Annotated in this window: 21 protein-coding genes and 1 pseudogene; 8 read left to right on the top strand and 14 right to left on the bottom strand. The window is 64.5% G+C overall.

All coding sequences use genetic code 11. From position 1 onward, the window contains the following. The first annotated feature begins 140 nt into the window (after nucleotides 1-140). Both ACFWO3_RS05180 and ACFWO3_RS05175 read left to right on the top strand, forming a co-directional pair. Nucleotides 141-683, top strand: a complete 543-nt coding sequence (locus ACFWO3_RS05180; protein ID WP_378574483.1) for a ribonuclease H — start codon at nucleotides 141-143, stop codon at nucleotides 681-683. Nucleotides 684-708: 25 nt separating this feature from the next. Further along, nucleotides 709-1,338, top strand: a pseudogene (locus ACFWO3_RS05175) (amidohydrolase family protein). Here ACFWO3_RS05175 and ACFWO3_RS05170 read toward each other — a convergent pair. From ACFWO3_RS05170 to ACFWO3_RS05160, 3 genes are read right to left on the bottom strand one after another with little or no spacing between them, the layout of a single operon-like run. Continuing rightward, nucleotides 1,339-1,542, bottom strand: coding sequence for a hypothetical protein (locus ACFWO3_RS05170; protein ID WP_378574481.1), 204 nt, complete (start codon nucleotides 1,540-1,542; stop codon nucleotides 1,339-1,341). It abuts the pseudogene before it with no gap. Nucleotides 1,543-1,600: 58 nt separating this feature from the next. Beyond that, nucleotides 1,601-2,755: an FAD-dependent oxidoreductase gene (locus tag ACFWO3_RS05165; protein ID WP_378574479.1), complete on the bottom strand. Its 1,155-nt coding sequence runs from the start codon at nucleotides 2,753-2,755 to the stop codon at nucleotides 1,601-1,603. Further along, nucleotides 2,752-3,894: an NAD(P)/FAD-dependent oxidoreductase gene (locus ACFWO3_RS05160; protein WP_378574477.1), complete on the bottom strand. Its 1,143-nt coding sequence runs from the start codon at nucleotides 3,892-3,894 to the stop codon at nucleotides 2,752-2,754. Before ACFWO3_RS05160 ends, ACFWO3_RS05165 begins: the two co-directional genes overlap by 4 nt. A gap of 77 nt (nucleotides 3,895-3,971) precedes the next feature. Between ACFWO3_RS05160 and ACFWO3_RS05155 the strand changes: the two genes are divergently transcribed. Beyond that, nucleotides 3,972-4,901 carry a LysR family transcriptional regulator gene (locus tag ACFWO3_RS05155; RefSeq protein ID WP_378574475.1) on the top strand — a complete coding sequence of 310 codons (930 nt, stop codon included), beginning with the start codon at nucleotides 3,972-3,974 and terminating at the stop codon, nucleotides 4,899-4,901. Here ACFWO3_RS05155 and ACFWO3_RS05150 read toward each other — a convergent pair. The 9 genes from ACFWO3_RS05150 to ACFWO3_RS05110 form a co-directional block, all read right to left on the bottom strand. Then, nucleotides 4,885-6,147 (bottom strand): Nramp family divalent metal transporter, encoded by a 1,263-nt coding sequence (locus tag ACFWO3_RS05150; protein ID WP_378574473.1) that lies wholly within the window; start codon nucleotides 6,145-6,147, stop codon nucleotides 4,885-4,887. The two genes, ACFWO3_RS05155 and ACFWO3_RS05150, sit on opposite strands and share 17 nt — an antisense overlap. 59 nt (nucleotides 6,148-6,206) lie before the next feature. Further along, complete coding sequence (locus ACFWO3_RS05145) at nucleotides 6,207-7,352, bottom strand: RNA polymerase sigma factor (RefSeq protein WP_378574997.1); 1,146 nt, start codon at nucleotides 7,350-7,352, stop codon at nucleotides 6,207-6,209. Between the two features lie 6 nt (nucleotides 7,353-7,358). Further along, nucleotides 7,359-7,763, bottom strand: coding sequence for a YciI family protein (locus ACFWO3_RS05140; protein ID WP_378574994.1), 405 nt, complete (start codon nucleotides 7,761-7,763; stop codon nucleotides 7,359-7,361). A 133-nt stretch (nucleotides 7,764-7,896) separates the two neighbouring features. Continuing rightward, complete coding sequence (locus tag ACFWO3_RS05135; protein WP_378574471.1) at nucleotides 7,897-9,246, bottom strand: flavin monoamine oxidase family protein; 1,350 nt, start codon at nucleotides 9,244-9,246, stop codon at nucleotides 7,897-7,899. 12 nt (nucleotides 9,247-9,258) lie between these two features. After that, entirely contained in the window at nucleotides 9,259-9,852 is a 594-nt protein-coding gene (locus ACFWO3_RS05130; protein WP_378574469.1) for a TetR/AcrR family transcriptional regulator, read from the bottom strand. 65 nt (nucleotides 9,853-9,917) lie between these two features. Continuing rightward, on the bottom strand, nucleotides 9,918-10,772 hold the full coding sequence (locus ACFWO3_RS05125; protein ID WP_378574467.1) for an RCC1 domain-containing protein: 855 nt from the start codon (nucleotides 10,770-10,772) through the stop codon (nucleotides 9,918-9,920). After that, nucleotides 10,769-11,335, bottom strand: a complete 567-nt coding sequence (locus ACFWO3_RS05120; protein WP_378574465.1) for a putative immunity protein — start codon at nucleotides 11,333-11,335, stop codon at nucleotides 10,769-10,771. The genes ACFWO3_RS05125 and ACFWO3_RS05120 overlap by 4 nt, the downstream gene beginning before the upstream one ends. Nucleotides 11,336-11,419: 84 nt before the next feature. After that, nucleotides 11,420-12,724 carry a bifunctional o-acetylhomoserine/o-acetylserine sulfhydrylase gene (locus ACFWO3_RS05115; protein WP_378574463.1) on the bottom strand — a complete coding sequence of 435 codons (1,305 nt, stop codon included), beginning with the start codon at nucleotides 12,722-12,724 and terminating at the stop codon, nucleotides 11,420-11,422. A 297-nt stretch (nucleotides 12,725-13,021) separates the two neighbouring features. Next, entirely contained in the window at nucleotides 13,022-14,497 is a 1,476-nt protein-coding gene (locus tag ACFWO3_RS05110; protein ID WP_378574991.1) for an MFS transporter, read from the bottom strand. A 149-nt stretch (nucleotides 14,498-14,646) separates the two neighbouring features. Between ACFWO3_RS05110 and ACFWO3_RS05105 the strand changes: the two genes are divergently transcribed. Both ACFWO3_RS05105 and ACFWO3_RS05100 read left to right on the top strand, forming a co-directional pair. Continuing rightward, nucleotides 14,647-15,288, top strand: coding sequence for a TetR/AcrR family transcriptional regulator (locus tag ACFWO3_RS05105; RefSeq protein WP_378574461.1), 642 nt, complete (start codon nucleotides 14,647-14,649; stop codon nucleotides 15,286-15,288). Between the two features lie 29 nt (nucleotides 15,289-15,317). Continuing rightward, on the top strand, nucleotides 15,318-15,476 hold the full coding sequence (locus ACFWO3_RS05100; RefSeq protein ID WP_378574458.1) for a hypothetical protein: 159 nt from the start codon (nucleotides 15,318-15,320) through the stop codon (nucleotides 15,474-15,476). A gap of 10 nt (nucleotides 15,477-15,486) precedes the next feature. Here ACFWO3_RS05100 and ACFWO3_RS05095 read toward each other — a convergent pair whose 3' ends face one another. Further along, complete coding sequence (locus tag ACFWO3_RS05095) at nucleotides 15,487-16,542, bottom strand: adenylate/guanylate cyclase domain-containing protein (protein ID WP_378574456.1); 1,056 nt, start codon at nucleotides 16,540-16,542, stop codon at nucleotides 15,487-15,489. Nucleotides 16,543-16,685: 143 nt separating this feature from the next. Here ACFWO3_RS05095 and ACFWO3_RS05090 point away from each other — a divergent pair, with 143 nt between their 5' ends. The 3 genes from ACFWO3_RS05090 to ACFWO3_RS05080 all read left to right on the top strand — a co-directional run bounded on the left by ACFWO3_RS05090 (nucleotide 16,686) and on the right by ACFWO3_RS05080 (nucleotide 19,093). Beyond that, a complete protein-coding gene (locus tag ACFWO3_RS05090) occupies nucleotides 16,686-17,426 on the top strand; it encodes a DUF6319 family protein (RefSeq protein WP_378574454.1) in 741 nt (246 codons plus the stop codon). Between the two features lie 108 nt (nucleotides 17,427-17,534). Beyond that, on the top strand, nucleotides 17,535-18,191 hold the full coding sequence (locus tag ACFWO3_RS05085) for a S1 family peptidase (RefSeq protein ID WP_378574452.1): 657 nt from the start codon (nucleotides 17,535-17,537) through the stop codon (nucleotides 18,189-18,191). A gap of 50 nt (nucleotides 18,192-18,241) precedes the next feature. After that, on the top strand, nucleotides 18,242-19,093 hold the full coding sequence (locus ACFWO3_RS05080) for a hydrolase (RefSeq protein WP_378574450.1): 852 nt from the start codon (nucleotides 18,242-18,244) through the stop codon (nucleotides 19,091-19,093). Nucleotides 19,094-19,095: 2 nt separating this feature from the next. On the opposite strand, the gene ilvD is transcribed toward ACFWO3_RS05080, so the two are convergent. Next, nucleotides 19,096-20,796, bottom strand: coding sequence for a dihydroxy-acid dehydratase (gene ilvD, locus ACFWO3_RS05075; protein WP_378574448.1), 1,701 nt, complete (start codon nucleotides 20,794-20,796; stop codon nucleotides 19,096-19,098). Nucleotides 20,797-20,833: the final 37 nt, after the last annotated feature.

The following is a 20,833-nucleotide window of genomic DNA, read 5'->3' as shown; positions in this document are numbered from 1 at the left end:
TCGATCGTTTAAGTAATGCCTTACGTAAGTAAATGGTTACATACGTTGGGGGCGAAGGCAAGGGTGTGTCGTCGAATGGCACTCGCCACACTGCTGCGTCGCTACCGCAAGGTGTCGGAAGCTGCACGTATGGTGCCAGCATGATCATCGTGAGCACCGACGGATCCTGTCTTCGCAATCCCGGCGGAGCCATCGGTTGGGCGTGGGTGAATCACGAAGGCCCCACTCGTTCCGGCGGTGAAGCATCGGGCACCAACCAGATCGCGGAACTTCGCGCACTGCTCGAAGCCGTCCTCGCTCACTCGGGGGAGGAGCCGCTACTGATCGAGTCCGATTCCCAATACGCCATCAAATGCGCCTCCGAATGGCTTCCGGGCTGGAAACGGAAGGGTTGGAAGACGGCGAGCGGAGGGGCGGTCAAGAACCTCGAGCTGGTGCAGGCGATCGACGAGGCCATCACCGGGCGAAGCGGCCCCGTCCGATTCAGATGGGTTCGCGGGCACGTCGGCAATCACTACAACGAGATGGCCGATACGCTTGCCGGTGAAGCAGCACGTGCGGTTGCGTCCGGTGACCTGAAACCGCAGCCTGTATCGAGTCCGGCGCCCGCTCCTGCAGGGGTCCCGTCTGGTGTGGCAGCGCCGCTGTCGGCATCCGATCCTGCGTCCATGACACTCTTCTGACCTGACGAGCACCGACGCGGAAACGATGTACGACGACACACCCGAGGTGCGGCGATTCTGGCAACAGTTGGACCTGCCGGGAATCATCGACGTGCACACCCACTTCATGCCCGACAACGTCATGCGGAAGGTGTGGGAATACTTCGACGCGGTCGGCCCGATTCAAGTCGCACATCCAGGTCGGTGACTATTCGCCCAACGATCCGTTGCTCGATCCGGTGTGGCAGGTCATCGAGGACGCCGGAGTTCCGGTGGAGATCCACCGTGGATCGGGGCCTGCGCCGGGAACGCACACCGGTCCCGCTCCGATCGCCGATTTGCTCCGCAGGTTTCCGAACTTGTACCCGGTCGTCGCGAACCTGGGGCTGCCCGAATACTCGGAATTTCTCGACCTCGCCGAGGCGTTCCCCAACGTCCATCTGGACACGACCATGGCGTCCACGGACTTCACGGAGAGACCGCGCCGTTTCCGCCTGCAGAGGTGCCACGGCTCGCTGCACTGGGAGACCGAATTCTGTTCGGAAGCGAGCGATTATCCGAGCATTCCCTACAGCTATTCGAGCGCGCTCGAGAGTCTCACGCGGTTCGATCTGGGGACGCGTGGTTGCGGGCTGTGTGCCACGACAACGCGGCGAGACTGTTCCGCATCGACTGACTATCCCGGACCGCCCAGGTCGGGAGCGTCGGCGATGCCGAGCATCGCCAGGAACATCCGAGCCTCCTCCACGTCGTTCGCTTGGGCTGCGACAACGCGCTGAGCTCTGTGAATCTGGTCGGCCGCGAGTGTGGAATCGGCGTCCTCGTCGACGATCGACTCCAGGTCCTTCTTCGAGTCGTGCCCTGATTTCGAGTCGGTCACTGAAACCTCACTCCCCAGATGACGTGATGGTCGAAGACTTCGCCCGAATATAGCTACTTCAGGTGCGAACGTGAACCGATTGCAGTGCCCGATGTGCTGCGTCCACCGCGCTGTTCACGGAGATCTCACCCCGCATCCCGGGCGCGGCGACCATGTCCCCGGCCAGGTAGACGTCCGATCCACGGTCGATGGCGGGGCGATCCCGCCAGGTGTGGCCGGGTAGGTCGATCGCCCCGGTTCGGTTCCTGGCGGTGGCGGTTCGCTGCCAGGTCGCACGATCGCGCCACTCCGGTAGGACGGTGTCGGCGAACCGGTTCAAACGGGCTCTGGCCTGGGCGATCGATTCGTTCGGCCGTATCGGCATGTCCAGTTGATACAGCGATTCCCCGCGGGGCGCCGTCGATCGGTCCTGCATCGAATAACTCTCGTGGAATCCACCGCCGTCGAGGTCGGCCACTATTCGACAGTCGCGTCGCGACGTGGGTAGTGCGACGTCCAACATCACGCAGGCGCCACTCGTCCAGACCAGCGATTCGTCCTTCAACAACGCACGCGCAGAGCTCAATTCGGTGGCGACGATCGTGGGTGTGGTGGGCAGATCGCCCACACGGGACTCGGTGCGGATCTCGACTCCGAGTTCGGCGGCGCGGGTACACATTCGGTCGATCACGGTCTGCCAACCGCCACGAACCCAGCGGACGCCGGGAACTCTGGGGGCGTAGATGCGATGGAACAGATTCCAGACGAAGGCGGCGGAAAGCCGCCCGGTGTCCGAGTCGTAGGTTGCGACGCCGATCGCATTCGCGATGCGGTGTGCGCTCTGCGCTCCGAACTTTTCGGATGCCCAACTGTGGAAGTCCGCATCCACCGGAGCGCTCGCTCCGGGGCGAGCCTGAGCCTTCAGCATGCCGAAGGGAGGGACGCGGCGAATCCTGCCATCGACGAGGAACCCGGCCCGGGCGAATGCGGTCGGTGCGGGCCACCCGAGCCCGCCCACGAACCCTTGGCGCTTCAACCATCGATAGTGGGGGCCGTCTGCGTAGAAGACGTGCGGACCTTCGTGAGCGATGTACGGCGCCGGGGTGGCCCGCCCACGCCCGCCGAGAGTGGAATGAGCTTCGTGCAACTCCACTTTCGCCCCAGCCTGAGCGCACTCGATGGCTGCGGTGAGACCGGCGATCCCGCCACCGACCACAGTTATGGGTGTGGTCATCTCCCGCTCCAACTGTAGAAGAACTTGCGCTTGGGGTGCAGTGCGAAACCGACGGTCGACGCGACGATCTGTTCCTTGACGAAGACGCCGGCTCGTCCTCCGACCGACCAGGAGCGCACTCGATCGTTGCGGTCGGTGCGTTGCACGATGGCGGCGCCGCGGCCGAGACTCAGGGCGCGGCCCACGAACTTCGGCCCCACCGGTTTCGGCTGCTTGCCCCGTAAGAGAGCCACTGTGGATTCGGCGGCGTGGGTGCCCAACGGGATAGCTGCTTGGCAACTCATGCGCAGCGGGGATCCGGCCACGACCATCGCGTCGCCAGCGCCGACGATGTTCGGGGAGGTGTCGCTGACGAGGCCGGAGTCGACGACGAGCCGGTCGTCGGCATCGGTGTTCAACCCGCTTCGGCGTGCGAGGTCGGATGCGACGAACGATGCGGTGAGGATCGGGCAATCGGTCTGGAGATGCCTGCCGTCCGCGAGGACGATCTTGCCGTCGTCGACGGTCGTCACCGCGGAGTTCGGGATGGTGGTGATTCCGAGGTCGGCGAGAACTTTCAGAATCTTCGCTCGTGCGTTGTCGGACAACGTGCTGGCGACCGAGTCGCGGGACACCAACACCACATCGAGATCTCGTCGCTGCTCGGCAATCTCCGTTGCGGTCTCGAGTCCGGTCGGTCCACCACCGATCACCGTCACGGTGGCGCGGGACGGAAGGGCGAAGATTCGGTCGCGCAATCGCTCCGCGTCCTCGAATTCGGCGACGGACGCACCGTGGATGTCGCCGCCGTCGATGACGCCCCGCCGCAGCTGTGAGCCTGCGGCGTAGATCAGCTTGTCGTACGGCAGTTCGGTGCCGTCGCGCATTATCACCCGTTGGAGGGCTGCGTCGATTCGTTCGACGGTGCCGAGCTTCAGATGTGCTGCAGGGTGGAGCAGTTCGCGTAGGGGGTGGATGGCTTCGGCGGTGCCTGCGACCAGTTGGTGAAGACGGACACGCTCGACGAATACGTCTCGTGGGTTCACCACCGTCACGTGCGCGTCCGGGATCAGAGTCAGGAGGCGTTTGGTCGCCGCGACACCGGCATAGCCTGCTCCGACGACGACGATCCTGGGGAAGCTGTTCGTGTGTGCATCCATGTTGTGGACGCTATGCCTGCTCGTTCGATAACTCCAATGCATAGTTCGAGTCATCTTGATGCATTTAGGCTATCGGCATGACGTTGGACCAGCTCGAGTGCTTTCTGGCGGTGGCGCGTACCGGTCACTTCACCCGTGCCGCCAGTGAAGTTCATCTTGCGCAGCCCAGTCTCAGTAGACAGATCGCCGCACTCGAGCATGATCTGGGTGCCCAGCTGTTCGACCGGGCACGCGGCAACATCACGTTGTCCCCGGCGGGTGAGGCGCTGTTTCCGGTAGCCACCCGCATGCTCGACGATGCAGACAGAGCCAGGCGCGCCGTCGCGGACATCACCGGTCTGCGCACAGGCCGACTGAGGTTGGGTGCCACTCCGAGTCTCTGCATCAGTGTCGTGGCCGATTTGCTCGAGCGTTATCACTCGTCGTACCCGGGTATCGAACTGCACGTGACCGAGAACGGCTCGAGGGCGTTGGTCGACAAACTCGCACGTGGCGAGCTGGACACTGCCTTGGTGATCGACGGCAACAACGGACGAACGGCATCCGGGCTGCGCCTGCAGCAGCTGTATCACGAAGAGCTGGTGGTGGTTTCGGCATCGCATCGTCCGCCCCTCACCAGGAGCCCGGCCCTGCGGCTGGAGCAACTGGCGAAGCACCCGATGGTCGTCTTCGACGGGAACTACGACCTACGGACCACCACGGACGCAGCGTTCAAGTCGGCGGGTCTGGAACAGACCGTTGCCGTCGAAGGCGGTGAACTCGACGCGGTTCTTCGTTTTGTGGAGAGGGGAATCGGGGCGGCGGTGGTGCCGTCGACGACGGTGTTCACTCGTCCCGGTTTGCGTGCCGTACGTCTGAAGGATCCGGTGCTGCGCCGCACCGTGTGTCTTGCTCACCGCAGTGACGTGCAGCCGACCCGGGCGACGATCATGCTCGAAACGCTGCTCGAGGAGGTCGTCGGAGACCTGACCGCGGGCGAGTATCAGGGCGTTACGCGGAGCCGGTGAAGGTGAGCCACAGGAGCGCGACGTTGAGCGTGACGATCAATCCGGAGGTGATCCAGGCTGCGGCGGTGATCGTCGTGGAGTTCACCTGCGCGCCCATCAGGTTCGCATCGGACGTCATGCGGACCAGGGGAATGATCGCGAACGGAATGCACAGGCTGAGCACCACCTGACTGAGAACCAGTGCCAGGGTGGGATCGACACCGACGCCGAGAACGATCAGTGCTGGGATCAGTGTCACGATGCGCCGTACCAGGAGTGGAATGCGTTTGTGCAGTAAACCGTGCATGATCTCGGACCCGGCTGCACATCCGATGGACGTGGAGGCCAGTCCGGATGCGAGCAGGCCGACCGCGAAGACGATGGCGACTACGGGACCGAGCGAGCCTTCGATGGCGGCGTGGGCACCCTCGATGGTGTCGGTGCCGGGCGTGCCGCGCAGTGCGGACGCGGCGAGCAGGAGCATTCCGATGTTGACGCCGCCGGCCACGACGAGGGCGCCGACGACGTCCCAGCGGGTGGCGCGCAGCAGTCGGTCGAGTTTCGGTCCGGGCTCGGCGTAGCCGTGCCGGTCGCGGGCGAGGGCGGAATGGAGATAGATGGCATGCGGCATCACGGTGGCGCCGAGCATGCTCGCTGCGAGAAGTACGGTTTCGGAGCCGTCGAAACGGGGGACCATGCCACCGAGCGCATCGGTGCCGGAGACGTCGGTGAAGGCGAGGCCGGTGAGGAACCCGACCGTGATGATGGCCAGCATGCCGATCACCACGAACTCGAATGTTCGCTGTCCACGCCGATTCTGGATGGAGAGTATCGCCATCGAGATGATGCCCGTGATGAGCCCGCCGACGAACAGTGGGATGCCGAACAGGAGATTGAGCGCGATCGCGCCGCCGATCACTTCGGCGACGTCGGTGGCAATTGCCATGGTTTCTGCTTGTAGCCAGAAGACACGACGATTGCCGGGCCGAAGCCGGTCTCCGAGCATCTCGGGTAGCGAGCGGCCGGTGACGAGTCCGAGCTTCGCGGAGAGGAACTGCACGAGCACCGCCATCGCGTTGGCGAGGACGAGTACCCAGATGAGCAGATACCCGTACTTGGCGCCGGCAGTGAGATTGGCGGCGACATTGCCGGGGTCGACGTAGGCGATTGCGGCAACGAAGGCCGGGCCCAGAAGAGCGAGTGATCGTCCGCTGCCCGACCGGGGCTTACGGGCAGGGCGGACGCGCCCCCGGGTTGCAATGCTCATCACTCGCCTGTCAGGTGGATTTGGCTTTTCCACACTATAGAGTTCGGGGCACCAAACTTTCAAGAGTGACGTGCTTGATTCAGCCGGGCGGCCTGGCGAGTGAGGTGGTCACGTTCGGAAAGGCTCGTGGCCGCATCCGCGGCTTCGGCGTAGAGACGAGCAGCGGCCACCCGGTCGCCATCCTTCTCGTGCAGGTAAGCAGCAGCGGCCGGGTAGCGGGGAAGCGAAGGATCGAGACCGGCGAGTGCTGCCAAACCCGCGCGCGGGCCGTCGGCCTCACCCACGGCGACCGCCCGATTCAGCCTGGTGATCGGGTTGTCGTTGATCGCGAGAAGCTCGTCGTACCACTCGACGATCTGCACCCAGTCGGTTTCCTGGACCGTCTGCGCGTCGGCATGCAATGCGGCAATGGCCGCCTGAGCTTGATACTCACCGAGTCGACCCCTGGCCAATGCGCCCTGCAGTACGTCCACCCCCTCACTGATCAATCGGGTATCCCACAAGCTCCGGTCCTGGTCGCTCAACGTGACGAGACTGCCGTCGGCACGGGTCCGTGCGGGTCGCCGCGCATGGTGAAGCAGCATGAGCGCAAGCAACCCCCGCACCTCCTCGTGTGGGGTGCTCGCCGCAAGTTGGCGGGTCAGACGGATTGCCTCCGCGGAAAGATCCACATCACCGGAGTACCCCTCGTTGAAAATGAGGTACAGGACGCGAAGCACCGTCCCGGCGTCACCGGGCTGATCGAGGCGGACGTCCGACACCGTGCGTTTGGCCCGACTGATGCGTTGGGCCATCGTCGCCTCGGGCACGAGGTACGCCTGCGCGATCTGCCGCGTCGTGAGTCCGCCGACGGCACGGAGCGTGAGCGCCACGGCCGATGACGAGGTCAGGGACGGGTGCGCGCACAGGAAGTAGAGCTGGAGAGTGTCGTCCACCGCCCCGGCCGGTTCCGTCGCCGGTTCGGAGTCGACGAGAACCTCCCGCCTCCTCCGTGAGCTGTCCGCACGTACGACGTCGAGGAACTTGCGCCACGCAACGGCAACCAGCCAACCCTTCGGGTCACGAGGAGGATCGTTCGGCCACACCCGCAGCGCTTCGATCAGCGCTTCCTGCACGGCATCCTCGGCCGTCGCGAAGTCCGCTCCGCGACGGCCGAGGATCCCGATCACGGTGGGAGTGAGGGACCGTAACAGCGCCTCGTCCACCACCGGTCACTCCGCGGCGTTCGGCGGGGCAGTCAGGAAAGGACGGACCTCGAGCCACTCGTGAATCGGCTTCCCTCCCGCACCCGGGGCGGCGGACAACTCACCCGCCAGCTCGATCGCCCGATCGTAAGAATCGACATCGATCACCATCCACCCGGCGATGAGGTCCTTCGTCTCCGCGAAAGGTCCATCGGTGACCGGGGGCCGACCCTCACCGTCGTACCTGACGAAGGTGCCCTCGGGGGCGAGCGCCTGGCCGTCCACGAACTCGCCGGTCCCCTCGAGACGTCTGGCGAAGCCGTGCATGAACTGCATGTGCGCCGAAATCTCGTCCGGGGTCCACTGATCCATGGGTGCGCTGTTCACGGACTCGGGAGCGCCGCGATAGTGCTTGAGGAGCAGGTACTTCATGTCGATCTCCTTGTTCGGGTTCAAATGCGGTGCCTCCACGATGGCGGCATCTGTCCCAGGGACGGAGCTGACTGCCACTTCTCGACATCCTCACCCAACTTTCTTCGAAAATCTTCGGTGCGGGCGAAACGAGTCAAGATTGTCGGTCGGCGCCGAGTATCTCTGCGGCAGCTCGGCGGCCGGCAGTGACCGCGCCTTCCATTGCCCCGTAGTACCGGTCGGCGGATTCTGTGCCTGCGAAATGCACGAGCTTGTGACGGGCTCCCAGAGAACTGAGGTGTTCGGACCAACTTCGTGGGGGTTGGTAGGCGGCGAAACATCCGCTTGCCCAAACGTCCTCGTTCCAGGAATGCACTCGGGTCTCGACGGGATGTCTGACGTCGTTCCCGAATCGTTGCGCGAGGCAGTCCACAACTTGCTTCGTACGCTCGTCCGGTGCAAAGCCGAGCAAGGTGCGGGCATGGTGTCCGACGACGAACGCGACGAGTACGCCGTGGCCGTTCTCGGGGCTGTGATCGAAAGTGGCATTGACCAGCTCGTTCGAGGACAGGCACTTACCGCTCAGCCCGTGTGCACGCCAGAATGGTCTCGAGTAGTACAGGTGGTACTTGAGGACGGTGCCAGAACTGGCGGAATCGCGAACACGTCGTTGCCTCTGCGGGAGTTCGGGTTCGAACCGAATCTGCTTCGACAGGGCAGGTGGAACTGCGGCGACCACGAAACGCGCGTGGAAAGAGACGGATTCGGCACGCACATCGACGCCTCCCGTCCTCTGCTCGATGCTGCGCACCGCCGCATTCAGGATGGGGGCACTGTCGAGATTCGCCGCAATCCGTGCGCACAAGGCGCCCGCCCCGTCGACGAATCGAGCTTGCTGTGCGCCGCTGCTTCGCATGTACTTGCGAAATCCTCCTGCGGAATTGATGCACATCAGCGCGTGCAGAAGTGAGAGTTCTTGTGTGTCGGCGGCGAATATGGACCGCAAGCCGGCGGTGAGCAATCCACGCGCCTCGTCGCCGATCCTCTGCCTCTCGAGCCAATCGCCGATCGAGATCGCATCCCACCACTTTCCATGTCGAGCAGTCCAAGGTGTCGCTACGGGGACGGCGCGTGCCATGTGGTTCAGGCGCGCAACGGTGATGGCCGCCTGCAGCATTGCTGCAGGCGCCAGGCGTGGAGCTTTACCTTGCCAGCGTCGATGGCGACCGGAGAATTCACCGAGGTGTGTACCCGAATCCCGGGTGGGCGACAGGGCGAGGCCGAGTTCGCCGGCAAGGCTGCGGATCGCGTGCTGTTCGGGTCCGACGAAGGCCGCCCCGAGTTCGACAGGCGCTCCATGTGAGTCTGTGACCGTGTGGATTCGCCCGCCGATCCGGTCGCGTGCTTCGAGAACCCGTACGTCGAGGCCGCCTCGGGTAAGTTCTCGCGCGGCCACCAATCCCGAGAGTCCGGCGCCGACTACCACCACATCCACGTTCTGCATCTGTTGTGCCTCCTACGATTCGGTCAGCTCGGCAAGGTCGCGTTCCAGGGCGGCAAGCATGTGCGCGTGCGCTCGTTCGACTCGAGGTCTGTCGCCGGTGGCCAGCAGATCCATCAGGAGTCCTCGGTGCAGGGCCAGAGCCCCGGTTGCGAAATCCTCGGCCGTTTCCTGCGGGATACCTGCGTCCGTCAATGCCGTGCACATCACCGACAACCATTCGGACACGGCGGAATCGAGGAAGCCGGGCAACCGGTCACTGTCGATGAGCGTCATTCCGTACGCCTCGAAGAACAGTCGTCCGTACGAGTCGGTTTCCGCGGCAGTACTCCACTCCCAGAAGCGCCGTAGCAATCCGACGAAATCGCGGGGGTTCGAGTCGGACAACCACTTCTCGATGCGTACGTGCTGACGTCTCCGAACGCCGTCGAGTGCCTCTGCGATCAGCTGTTCTTTGGAACCGAAGTGATACAGCAGCATCCGCGCACTCGTGCCCAGGGATTGAGCAAGTGGACGAAGTGACAGATCGGCCAGGCCCTGCTCGTGTACGTAATCGACGGCGCCGTCGAGCAGTTCGGCTCGACGTTCGGGATCGGGGCGGGTGCCCATCAGATGGTTCGTTTCGTACCCGGCATGTAACAGACGTTACACGAAACGGTTGTTACGTCATCCGGTTATCGGAGGCGGACTTTCCACTGCGCGGTATCGCGTTGACCGTCGTCGTTGTTGCCGGTGGACAGGACGACTCCGTCGCTGCGCAACCCGAGAGTGTGAGTGGATCCGGCGGCAACGGACACCACGTCGCGCCATGAGGTGACGTCGCACTGCCCTTGGCTGTTGTCTCCGGTCGCCAGGACTCGGCCGTGCTTGTCGACGGCGACCGTGTGATAGCTCCCCGCCGAAACATCTACGACGTCACGCCAGTCCGATACTCGAGTGACTCCGGATGACGGATCGCCTGCCGCCAGCACCCGTCCGCTCGCGGTGACGGCCGCGGTGTGCAGGTAGCCGGCAGCGATCGATCTGACATCGCGCCACTCTGCGACCTCGCACTGTCCCTTGCGGTTGACTCCCGCAGCCGCGACGCTCCCGTCCGCGCGAAGACCGACCGAATGCCAATCACCGGCGGTAGCGGCAACGATCTCGCGCCAGGCTCCGACGCCGCATGCTCCTTCGCGCCCACGTCCCGCTGCGTGGACGGTGCCGTTCTCGAGAACCGCCAGCGTCCGCCGCCACCCCGCGGCGATGCCTACGACACCCGACCATCCGGCCACCTCGCACTGGCCGTCGCCGTTCCACCCGGCGGCCACAACGGTGCCGTCGGCGCGTAGGCCCACCGTGTGCGACCGGCCCGTGTTCGAAAAGGTGTGCACGTTTCCTGCAGCGACAGCCACGATGTCGTGCCAGTCGTCCACGCGGCACTCCGGTGCCCGTGGGATGCCCGCCGTCACCACCGAGCCGTCCGGACGCACGCCAACCGAGTGCCGACGACCAGCAGCGATCGGCGACCGCGCACGTGACGCAGTCACTTCGGTCCCGAGATGGAGTCCGATCGAAGACGTGCATCGAGTTCGGCGATGACCTGCGCAACTTCGCGGCGGCGGTGGCTGACCCGCGGGTAGCGCAGCAGCACTTCGACCACCCGAGAGTTGGCGTGTTGGATCACACTCACCATCGCATCCGAAGGATTCAGCGGTTCTACCGGTCGAAGTTGCAGTGCAAGAACGCAATACGCAGGCCCTCGCAGGATGTGGCCCACCTGCTCGGCGTCGGCCAGTGGATGCAGGTACGCGGAGGCAGCCGCATCGCCTGCGGCCATCGCCACGTGTGACGCGGGCGGGTGGACCTGCTTCGCCGCTCGGTGGGCAGCAAGCGCAGTGTCGCGCTGTTCCTTGGTCCGCGGCCCTCCGCGAACAAACGCCTCGGCAGCGTTCAGTGCGGCTCGGGGGCGGCGATCGTCAGGGTTTGCTTCATCGAACAGCTCGATGACCTGCTCGACACACGCCACGTTGAAGGCGCTGACCGCTCGGAGTTCGTCCGACGTCAACACGAAATCTGGGGTACGAGGATTCTCGGCTGCACTCGGCGACATATTTTGTCATCGTATCTTCGACCGACAGAGGGTGGAAGCGGCGCGCACGTATCTTCCACCCTCGAATCGGAACGTCGTCCTGAATCAGCCGACGGCGGCGAATCCCTGGTCCAGATCGGCGAGGATGTCGTCGATGCCTTCGATTCCCACGGCGAGGCGGACGAGTCCGGGGGTGACGCCTGCAGCGAGCTGTTCTTCGGGGGTGAGTTGGGAGTGCGTCGTGGACGCCGGGTGGATCACGAGCGAGCGGACGTCGCCGATGTTGGCGACGTGGCTGTGCAGGGTGAGGGCATTGACGAATCTCTTCCCCGCGTCCACTCCGCCCGCCAGTTCGAACGTCACGATCGCACCGGCACCCTTCGGTGTGAGCTGCTGCGCCCGCTCGTACCAGGGAGACGACTTCAGGCCGGCGTACGAGACAGAGGTGACTTCGCTTCGGGCTTCGAGGTATTCGGCCACCTTCTGCGTGTTGGTCACATGCCGTTCGAGGCGAAGGCTCAGGGTTTCGATGCCTTGGGAGATGAGGAATGCGTTGAACGGTGACACGGCGGGACCGAGGTCGCGGAGCAGTTGGACGCGGGCTTTGAGGGCGTAGGCGGGTGCGCCGAGGTCGGCGAAGACGACGCCGTGGTAGCTGGGGTCGGGGGTGGTGAAGCCGGTGTGGCGTCCCTGGGTCCAGTCGAAGGTGCCGCCGTCGACGATGACACCGGCGATAGCGGTGCCGTGGCCGCCGAGGTACTTGGTGGCCGAATGGACGACGATGTCGGCACCGTGCTCGAACGGCCGGATCAGATATGGCGTGGCCACGGTGTTGTCGACGATCAGCGGAATTCCGTTGTCGTGACCTGTCTTCGAGACGCCGGCAATGTCCAGGACGTGGTTCTTGGGGTTGGAGATGGTTTCGGCGAAGAGTGCTTTGGTGTTGTCGCGGATCGCGCTGCGCCACTGTTCGAGGTCGTCGGGGTCGTCGACGAAGGAGACCTCGATACCGAGCTTGGGCAAGGTGTAATGGAACAGGTTGTACGTGCCGCCGTAGAGGTAGGGGCTCGAGACGATGTGGTCGCCGGCTTCGGCGAGGTTGAGGATCGCAAGGGATTCTGCGGCCTGTCCGGAGGCGACGAGCAGTGCGGCGACGCCACCTTCGAGGGCGGCGATGCGTTGTTCGACCGCGTCCTGGGTGGGGTTCATGATGCGGGTGTAGATGTTGCCCGGCTCGGCGAGACCGAACAGGGCGGCGGCGTGGTCGGTGCTGTCGAAGGTGTAACTGGTGGTCTGGTAGATCGGCAGGGCACGGGCTTTGGTGGTGGCATCCGAGATGTGCCCGGCGTGGATCTGCTTGGTCTCGAACGACCAGGTCGCCGTGGGATCTTCGGTGGTGTTCTCGCTCATGATTTCTGCTCCGATTCGATGTGGACTGCTGTTGTTTCCCGCCCTAGTCAGGAGACGGAGGTTGCGGTCATGGTTCGTCCTCAGGATTCCCGTGCTTTTACGCAGGTGGCGGTACAGAAATGAGACGTGAGTCGGACTCACGTCGGTTCGGTCCGATCAGGAAGTCGGACAACCCGAGGTACACACCAACGCGAAATCGACATGACGACGCCGCGTCAGCGGCACGCTCTTGTCGAGTCTCCGGTCGGCGATCATGGGGCGACTGTAGCGGGGAACGCGTCTGGCGACTACCCATACCTACGATTCGATTGTCGAGCCCTTTCGGCCGGGCGCCCACACGGCCAGGACCGCTGCCGAGACGAACAGGATGCAGGCCAACGCAATACACGCCTGATTCATGCCGTCGAGGAAGGCGGCTTTCGCGAACTCCGCAAGTTCGGGGCCCCGTGGGCCGGCAATCTTCGCAACCTCGAGTGCTGCTGCGAGAGAGCCGGACACCGGCTCCTGTGCCGCCGGCGGGAGAGCATTCACTGCGGGTTGGACGTGGTGCGAGTAGCCGGCGGCCAGGATGCTGCCGGCCACTGCGATGCCGATCGCCGAGCCGAGTTCGCGTGCAGCGTCGTTGACTGCGGAAGCGACGCCCTGCTTCTCGACCGGCGTGTTCTGGACGATGGCCGTGGTGGCAGGTGCGGTGCACAGTCCGAGACCGAATGCGGCGACGAGGAAGGTGAGCGCCACCGCGAGGTAACTCGAATGTGCGTCGAGGGTGACCATGGCGAGAATTCCCGCGCCCAGAATTGCCATTCCGGCCGCATTGAGGAACCGGAGCCCGAATCGTGGAATCAGCAGAGGCACGATCACGGACATCAAGACCACGGGGATCGCGATCGGCGTCAACGCGAGCGCAGACTGTAGCGGGGTGTAGCCGAGCACGAGTTGCATGTACTGAACGGCGATGAAGAAGAGGCCTAGCGTCGCGAGGAACTGAAGGGTCAGTGACAGCGATCCGGATCCGAAGGCGCGGTTGCGGAACAGGCGCACGTCCAGGAGCGGGTACTCGGTGCGTAGTTCCACGACGGCGAACACGGCAGCAGCGGCCAAGCCACCGACGACGAGCAGCAGAACCATCGGGTCGAGCCATCCGCGTAGCGGCGCCTCGATCACACCGAGTACGAACAGCCCGATCGACACCGTGATCAGTGCGGCACCGGGCAAATCCAGTGGTGCCGTGTTGTTGTCACGTGATGACGTGATCGTGAGGCTCGCGATCAGGATCAGGGTGGCGACAGCCGCGAGAGCGATGAGAATCGAATGCCATGACCATACTTCGAGTAGAGCACCGGAGACGAGCAGCCCGGCGATCCCGCCGCTGCCGGCGACGCCGGCCCAGATTCCGACTGCGCGGGATCGTCGCTCGGGTGGAAAGCCTGCCGTGAGGAGGGACAGGGTTGCGGGCATCACGAACGCGGCACCCACACCGGCGATGGTGCGGCCCACGATGATCCAGGTCGGCGAATCGAGAATTGCCGGCAATCCCGAACCGATCGCGAAGACGAGCAGGCCGACCATCAGCAGTTCTCTTCGGCCGTACCGGTCGCCCAGGGCGCCTGCGGGCAGGAGTAGGCAGGCGAGGCTCAGCGTGTAGCCGTCGACGATCCAGGTGAGTTGGCTCTGCGTGGCGCCCGTGTCGCGGGCGAGATCGGGCAGTGCTGTGTTGAGGGCCGCCATCGCGGCCACGACGAGGGCGACTGCGCAGCAGGACACGGTGAGCATCCAGATCTGCCGCGCGGTCCACCCGGCCGTGGCTTCCTCCGGCTTCTCCAGCACTTCTTGGTTCACGGCTAGCCTTCCGGGAAGAAATGAGACTGTCAGTATCGTTGGTAGACTGTCAGTTCACAAGAGAGTAGGCAAGAGAGGGTGCGATGTCCGAACAGGATCCGCGCAAGGCCCGTTCGAGGACTCGGCTGCTCGACGCGGCGACAGCTCTACTCGCGAAGGGCGGTACCGATGCCGTCACGATCGACGCGGTCACCAAGGCCGCGAGCGTTGCGCGAGCCACCCTCTACAGACACTTCGGCAGTGGAAACGAGCTCCTCGCCGCGGCCTTCGGTCGGCTTCTTCCGCCTGCGCCGGAGGTCCCGGAGGAGGGGAATGTGCGGACCAGGCTCCTCGAGCTCCTGGTGAGCCAGGCGGCCCTGATCGAGAACGCGCCCATCAAGGTGACGGCCATGTGCTGGGTGGGTATGGGTCCGAGTCTGGACGGCTTTTCCCTGGATTCACCTCCGCCCGAGTACGGAACCCTGCGCGAGACCATCGCCGAGCAGTACCGGGTGGCCTTCGACAAGGTGCTCCGCACTCCGGAGGCGCGTGCCGAATGGGGTGACTTCGATTACGACCTCGTCGTGGCCCAGCTGATCGGTCCGATCGTCTTCACCCGGCTGGCCACACTCACGCCGCTGGGCCGCGCCGCGTGCGAACAGCTGGTGGACGACTTCGTCGCTGCTCGGAAGGTCGCGCTTCGCGCTGGTAAGAACAGCGAAGACGGGGCACTCGACGCGGGCTGACCTCGACAGTCTTCGTCTACCCCGCTACCGTGGCGGGAAATTCGGCGATCGGTCCGAATTTCGGGTTTCGCGAAAGGCTACTGATGATCACCATTGCGCTGAACTGGATTCTGGACGTCGTCGGCAGCGTTGCCGCGGGCAGCAGCGGTTATGAGATTGCGCCCGGAACCCTGCCGTTCGGGAGCTGATCCCAGCGGGTCACTCACGGCGAAGTACGTAGGGTTCGAGCTTTCGGATGCCGCGTACTCGCCGGGGCCGCAGCTGACGTAGTCGCCAGCCGGGCGTTCCCTCGAGTTGAGCAGCGAAGTTGTCGCCGACCAGCACCGTTCCCGGGCGTGCGGTGCTGGTCAGTCTGGCGGCGGTGTTGACGACCGATCCGTACAGGTCCCCGAACCGTACGAGCGCAGGACCGAATGCGAGTCCCACCCGCAACTGTGGATCGTCGTGGTCGGGAAGGACCGACTCGTGCAGGCTCGTGCCGATCTCGGCAGCATCGGCGACGCTTTCGGCGGCGAACATCACCTCGTCGCCGACGGTCTTGACCACCCAGCCATGATTGCGTGCGATCACCTCGGTCGAGGTGTATTCGAATCGCTCGAGTAGGTCGCTCAGTTCACGGGCACCGATCCGGCGGGTGAGCGAGGTGTAGCCGACGATGTCGGCGAACCCGACGACCAGGTCTCGGCTCGACGTTTCGTTCCCTGGATTGCCGACGTTGCGGCCGGTCGTCGACGCGATGTGGCGTTTCCACACGTAGCTCTGCAGCGATTCGACGGTGGGGATGATCTCGGTGAATATCGACGCCACCTGATCGCGAATCTCCTCGACACTCTTGCCCTCGGAGTCGGTCAGCTGTTCGACGATATGAGAGCTGATCATCGACACCTGCCATTCGGCGAGGCGTGCCATCGTCTGCCCGAGGGCGCGTGCTGAGGAAACCTCGTTCGTCGGGTCGATCGCGCCCTGGTCCACCAACCGAATGATCGAACGCAGCGCTGCCACATCGGCATCGGTGAACATCAAGGCATCCGGATCGGGATCCAACGCGAAACCCATCGCGATCCACAGTCGGTCGGCACGTTCGACGTCGACGCCCACCGCTGCCGCAACCTGCCCTTGGGTGTACCTGCGCGGCCCGCCGAGGAGGAATCCCTCGAGGTCTTTCTGGATCTCGGTGAGTGCCAGCGAATCCACGGCGGATTCGGTATCTCGGTCCACCACCGGCTCCTGCGGATCGGTGTCGAAGTCGTTCACGTGCCTCCTTTGGCGCGAGCAGCTGTCCCCCAGTTTCTCCGCATCGGATGCTTTCGCGCCGACGAATGTGAGAAGTCGGTGGGCTGTGCAAGAGTTGCGGTGCCCACCCGGGCAGTTCAGTCGTATTCAGGAAGGACCGCATCATGCCGCCCCGTCGCCGTACTGGCGAAACGACCACCTCCCACCCTCTCACGCCCGAGAACCTCGAGACACTCTCCGCTGCCGTTGCGGCCGGTAAACGAGCCACCGTCTACCTGCGCGAGGCCGTCCCGGGGTTGGGCCTGCCTGCCGGTAGCTCAGCGAAAGTTGTTTCGGTGCAGGGAAACACGGTGATTGTTTCTCCCAAGGGTGTGAACGACGAGCTTCCTTACGAGGCCGAGGAGCTTCAGATGTCGCGACCTTCGACACCGAAGGCCTCGGCGTCGAAAACTGCAGCGCCGAAGTCGACCGCCTCGTCCGCACCGGCGGTGCACCAGGGAATCGAGCCGGGCCCTTCGCCGGCGCCGAAGAAGGCACCTGCCCGCGCCGAGAAGTCGGCAGACACGGCCGTGGTGGCCCGCACCGACGCACCGAAGCCGGCACCTGCCCGGCGACCCACGTCGAAGAAGGCTCCCGCCGGAGTCAGTGTCACCATTCACGCCGGGGCGGACAACGACTGGAGCGTCACTGTCGCGCACGGAGCGAAACGTCCCGGTAAGGCCGTTCCGGTCGCACCGGATGCGGTGGAGCGTGCGGTCCGCGAACTCGGTGAGGAGACGGCAATCGACGCGGTCGAGTCCATCATCGTCGCCGCCAGAGACAAAGCCGCCGCTCGGGTGGACGAGTTGAGCAAACAACTCGAGGAGGCCCGCAAACTGCTCGAGGCGCTCGGCGAGTCCGAGTGAACGTTTCGGTCGGGCATCTACATGGGCATTTCCCCACGAACTGCCACGCCGAGGTGGAAGTCTGATAGAGAGAATACGTCAGCGGGGTACTTCCGGGAGGCTAGAAGAATGTTGAAGAGGTTCGCGGCAGTATTCGCGGCAACAGCAGCGATCATGTGTACGTTCGCTGTCGGAACGGGCTCGGCAGCCCCTGGTCCTGCGGTTCTGGGGGGCGGCTCCGGCATCATCGTCAACGACGAACTGCTGTGCTCGATCACGACGATCGGTCATGACAACTCCGGTGCTCTCGTCGGTCTCACCGCCGGGCACTGCGGTGACGCGGGCGCCACGGTGGTTCCCGAGTACCAACCGGACAGCGGCGTGGTGGGGCGCATCGTCAAATCGAACCCCGATTACGACTACGCGGTCATCGCCTTCGACCCGGCAAAGGTCACTCCCGTCAATCGGGTCGGAAATGTTTCCATCGCCTCGGTCGGCGACCCGGCGTGGTTCCCGCAGATCGCCTGCAAGGAAGGACGCACCACTGGCAACACCTGCGGCATCGTCTACGGCGACATCCTGCAATCGCAGGAAACCTGGACTCAGGCATGCGTCGTGGAAGGTGACTCCGGTGCGCCGCTGGTGGTCGGCGACACTCTCGTCGCGATGGTCAACGCCTACCTGGGATTCGCCTGCATCGGCCCGGAGATCGGAACCAACATCTCCTCGATCATGAACGACATGAACGCCAGCGGTGGTCCGGGAGCAGGCTTCAGGCCCATCTGAAGCGAGTGATACCGCTGCACAGGCTCGGCGCAGCGTGGTAATACGAGAGTGTGACCAAGGGAAATTGGGCATGGGTATGCGTTGCCTGCGGCAACGAGTACCCGCCCTTGGAATATCCCCCTCGTGAGTGTGTGATCTGCGTCGACCAGCGTCAGTTCGTACCCGCGTCTGGGCAGCGGTGGATGCGTCTCGACGATCCCGCATTGAACGATCGCAGGCTGACCGTGGACGAGGTTGCGCCCGATCTGTATTCGCTCCAGCTCACTCCCACTCTCGGAATCGGCCAGCGTGCGTTGTTCGTCCGGACCCGGGACGGAAACGTGCTGTGGGAGCCGCCGGGGTTCGTGGGTGAATCTCTGGTGCGGTGGCTCGAGGCGAACGGCGGGATTCGCGCAATCGCCTCGAGCCACCCGCACCTGGTCGGCGCAAGCGTGTCGCTCAGCCACCTGATGGGCAACGTTCCCGTTCTGTTCAACGGTGCCGACTACCGGTGGATAACCCGACCGGATCCGGTGGTCGAGTTGTGGTCCGACCGCCACGGCGTGGTCGAAGGGGTCGAGCTCGTCCAGTGTGGTGGCCACTTTCCGGGCAGCTCGGTTCTCCTCGTTGCCCCCGGCGACAGACCCGGAGCAATCCTCACCGGTGACACGGTGATGGTCGGTGCCGATCGGCGAAGCGTGTCGTTCATGCGGAGCTACCCGAATCTGATCCCGCTGTCACCGAGGCTCGTGCGCGGCATCGCCGACACCCTCGAATCCCTCCCGTTCGAAAGCATCCACGGCGGATTTCCCGGCCAGGACGTGATGGCGAGCGGTGCGCACGTCGTCCGCTACTCCGCCGACCGCTACATCGGTTGGATCACCGACACGATCCGCGATCCCGACGATCCTGACGACGACTGAGTTCAGCCGCACACCGCCCCGCTCGATGCGGAACCCACCAGCTTCGAGTACTTGGCCAGCACACCGCGGGTGTAGCGCGGTGGCAACGGTTCCCAGCCTTCGCGACGTGGAGCCAGCTCGGTTTCGTCGACCAGCAGATCGAGGGTTCCGTTTCCGACGTCGAGCCTGATCTGGTCGCCGTCGTGAACGTAGGCGATGGGTCCGCCGTCCACGGCCTCGGGCGCGACATGTCCGACGCACAGGCCGGTGGTGCCGCCCGAGAAGCGACCGTCGGTCAGCAGGAGAACGTCCTTGCCGAGGCCTGCACCCTTGATGGCCGCGGTGATGGCCAGCATCTCGCGCATGCCCGGTCCCCCTTTGGGTCCTTCGTACCGGATGACGACGACGTCGCCTGCGGTGATGGTGCCGTCGGCCAGGGCGTCCATGGCGGCCCGTTCGCGATCGAAGACCCGTGCGGTGCCGACGAAGACGTCCGAGTCGAATCCCGCCGACTTGACCACTGCGCCACCAGGTGCCAACGAGCCCTTCAAGATGGTGATTCCGCCGGTGGGATGGATCGGCTCTTGCAGTGCCCGCAGGACTTTGCCGTCGGGATCGGGAGGCGCGATATCGGCGAGGTTTTCGGCCAGTGTCTTTCCGGTGACCGTCAGGCAGTCACCGTGCAGCAGACCGGCATCGAGCAGCGCACGCATCACGACGGGGACACCGCCGATGCGGTCGACGTCCGTCATCACGAAGCTGCCGAAGGGCTTCACGTCCGCGAGGTGCGGCACCCGGGAGCCGACTCGTGCGAAGTCGTCGAGGTCCAGGTTCACGCCGGCCTCGTTGGCGATGGCGAGGAGATGCAGAACGGCATTCGTCGAACCGCCGAACGCCATGACGACGGCGATGGCGTTCTCGAACGCCTCTTTCACCAGAATGTCGCTTGTCCGGATTCCGCGGCGCAGCAACTCGACGACAGCTTCGCCGCTGGCACGTGCAAATCCGTCGCGACGGCGATCCGGTGCAGGGGGAGACGCGCTGCCCGGCAGCGACATTCCCAGGGCTTCGGCGGCGCTGGCCATGGTGTTCGCGGTGTACATCCCGCCGCACGCGCCCTCGCCAGGGCAGATGTTTCGTTCGATGGTGTCGACGTCGTCGCGACTCATCAGGCCACGCGAGCAGGCGCCGACAGCTTCGAACGCGTCGATGATCGTGACCTGACGTTCACTGCCGTCGGAGAGTTTCGCGACACCCGGAAGAGTCGAGCCCGCGTAGAGGAACACGCTGGCGAGGTCGAGTCGAGCAGCTGCCATGAGCATGCCCGGTAGCGATTTGTCGCAGCCTGCGAGCAACACGGAGCCGTCGAGCCTCTCGGCCTGCATGACGGTCTCGACGCTGTCCGCGATGACTTCACGGGAGACCAACGAGAAGTGCATTCCCTCGTGACCCATCGAGATGCCGTCCGACACCGAGATCGTGCCGAACTCGAGGGGATATCCCCCGGCGGCATGAACGCCTTCCTTGACGGCCTTGGCGAGTCGGTCCAAAGACAAGTTGCAGGGCGTGATCTCGTTCCACGAAGAGCCGACGCCGATCTGGGATTTTCCCCAGTCTTCGTCACCGAGGCCCACCGCGCGCAACATCCCGCGCGCAGCTGTCTTCTCGAGGCCGTCGGTGACGTCACGACTGCGTGGCTTGATGTCAGGTGCGTCTGGACTCATGCTTCCCAGAGTAGGCCCGAAGGCAAACCGGCACCGG

The organism is Rhodococcus sp. NPDC058521, from assembly GCF_042719695.1.
GTDB lineage: Bacteria > Actinomycetota > Actinomycetes > Mycobacteriales > Mycobacteriaceae > Rhodococcus_F.
The sequence above is the reverse complement of the archived record's forward strand: the minus strand, read 5'-3'. Positions and strand labels throughout refer to the sequence as shown.

Coding starts and splice junctions, on each gene's coding strand:
- ACFWO3_RS05160 (WP_378574477.1), bottom strand. CDS start 3,894: ATGGATGCACACACGAACAGCTTCCCCAGGATCGTCGTCGTCGGAGCA.
- ACFWO3_RS05180 (WP_378574483.1), top strand. CDS start 141: ATGATCATCGTGAGCACCGACGGATCCTGTCTTCGCAATCCCGGCGGA.
- ilvD (WP_378574448.1), bottom strand. CDS start 20,796: ATGAGTCCAGACGCACCTGACATCAAGCCACGCAGTCGTGACGTCACC.
- ACFWO3_RS05150 (WP_378574473.1), bottom strand. CDS start 6,147: ATGAGCATTGCAACCCGGGGGCGCGTCCGCCCTGCCCGTAAGCCCCGG.
- ACFWO3_RS05090 (WP_378574454.1), top strand. CDS start 16,686: ATGCCGCCCCGTCGCCGTACTGGCGAAACGACCACCTCCCACCCTCTC.
- ACFWO3_RS05105 (WP_378574461.1), top strand. CDS start 14,647: ATGTCCGAACAGGATCCGCGCAAGGCCCGTTCGAGGACTCGGCTGCTC.
- ACFWO3_RS05155 (WP_378574475.1), top strand. CDS start 3,972: ATGACGTTGGACCAGCTCGAGTGCTTTCTGGCGGTGGCGCGTACCGGT.
- ACFWO3_RS05115 (WP_378574463.1), bottom strand. CDS start 12,724: ATGAGCGAGAACACCACCGAAGATCCCACGGCGACCTGGTCGTTCGAG.
- ACFWO3_RS05085 (WP_378574452.1), top strand. CDS start 17,535: ATGTTGAAGAGGTTCGCGGCAGTATTCGCGGCAACAGCAGCGATCATG.
- ACFWO3_RS05120 (WP_378574465.1), bottom strand. CDS start 11,335: ATGTCGCCGAGTGCAGCCGAGAATCCTCGTACCCCAGATTTCGTGTTG.
- ACFWO3_RS05130 (WP_378574469.1), bottom strand. CDS start 9,852: ATGGGCACCCGCCCCGATCCCGAACGTCGAGCCGAACTGCTCGACGGC.
- ACFWO3_RS05165 (WP_378574479.1), bottom strand. CDS start 2,755: ATGACCACACCCATAACTGTGGTCGGTGGCGGGATCGCCGGTCTCACC.
- ACFWO3_RS05140 (WP_378574994.1), bottom strand. CDS start 7,763: ATGAAGTACCTGCTCCTCAAGCACTATCGCGGCGCTCCCGAGTCCGTG.
- ACFWO3_RS05135 (WP_378574471.1), bottom strand. CDS start 9,246: ATGCAGAACGTGGATGTGGTGGTAGTCGGCGCCGGACTCTCGGGATTG.
- ACFWO3_RS05110 (WP_378574991.1), bottom strand. CDS start 14,497: ATGCTCACCGTGTCCTGCTGCGCAGTCGCCCTCGTCGTGGCCGCGATG.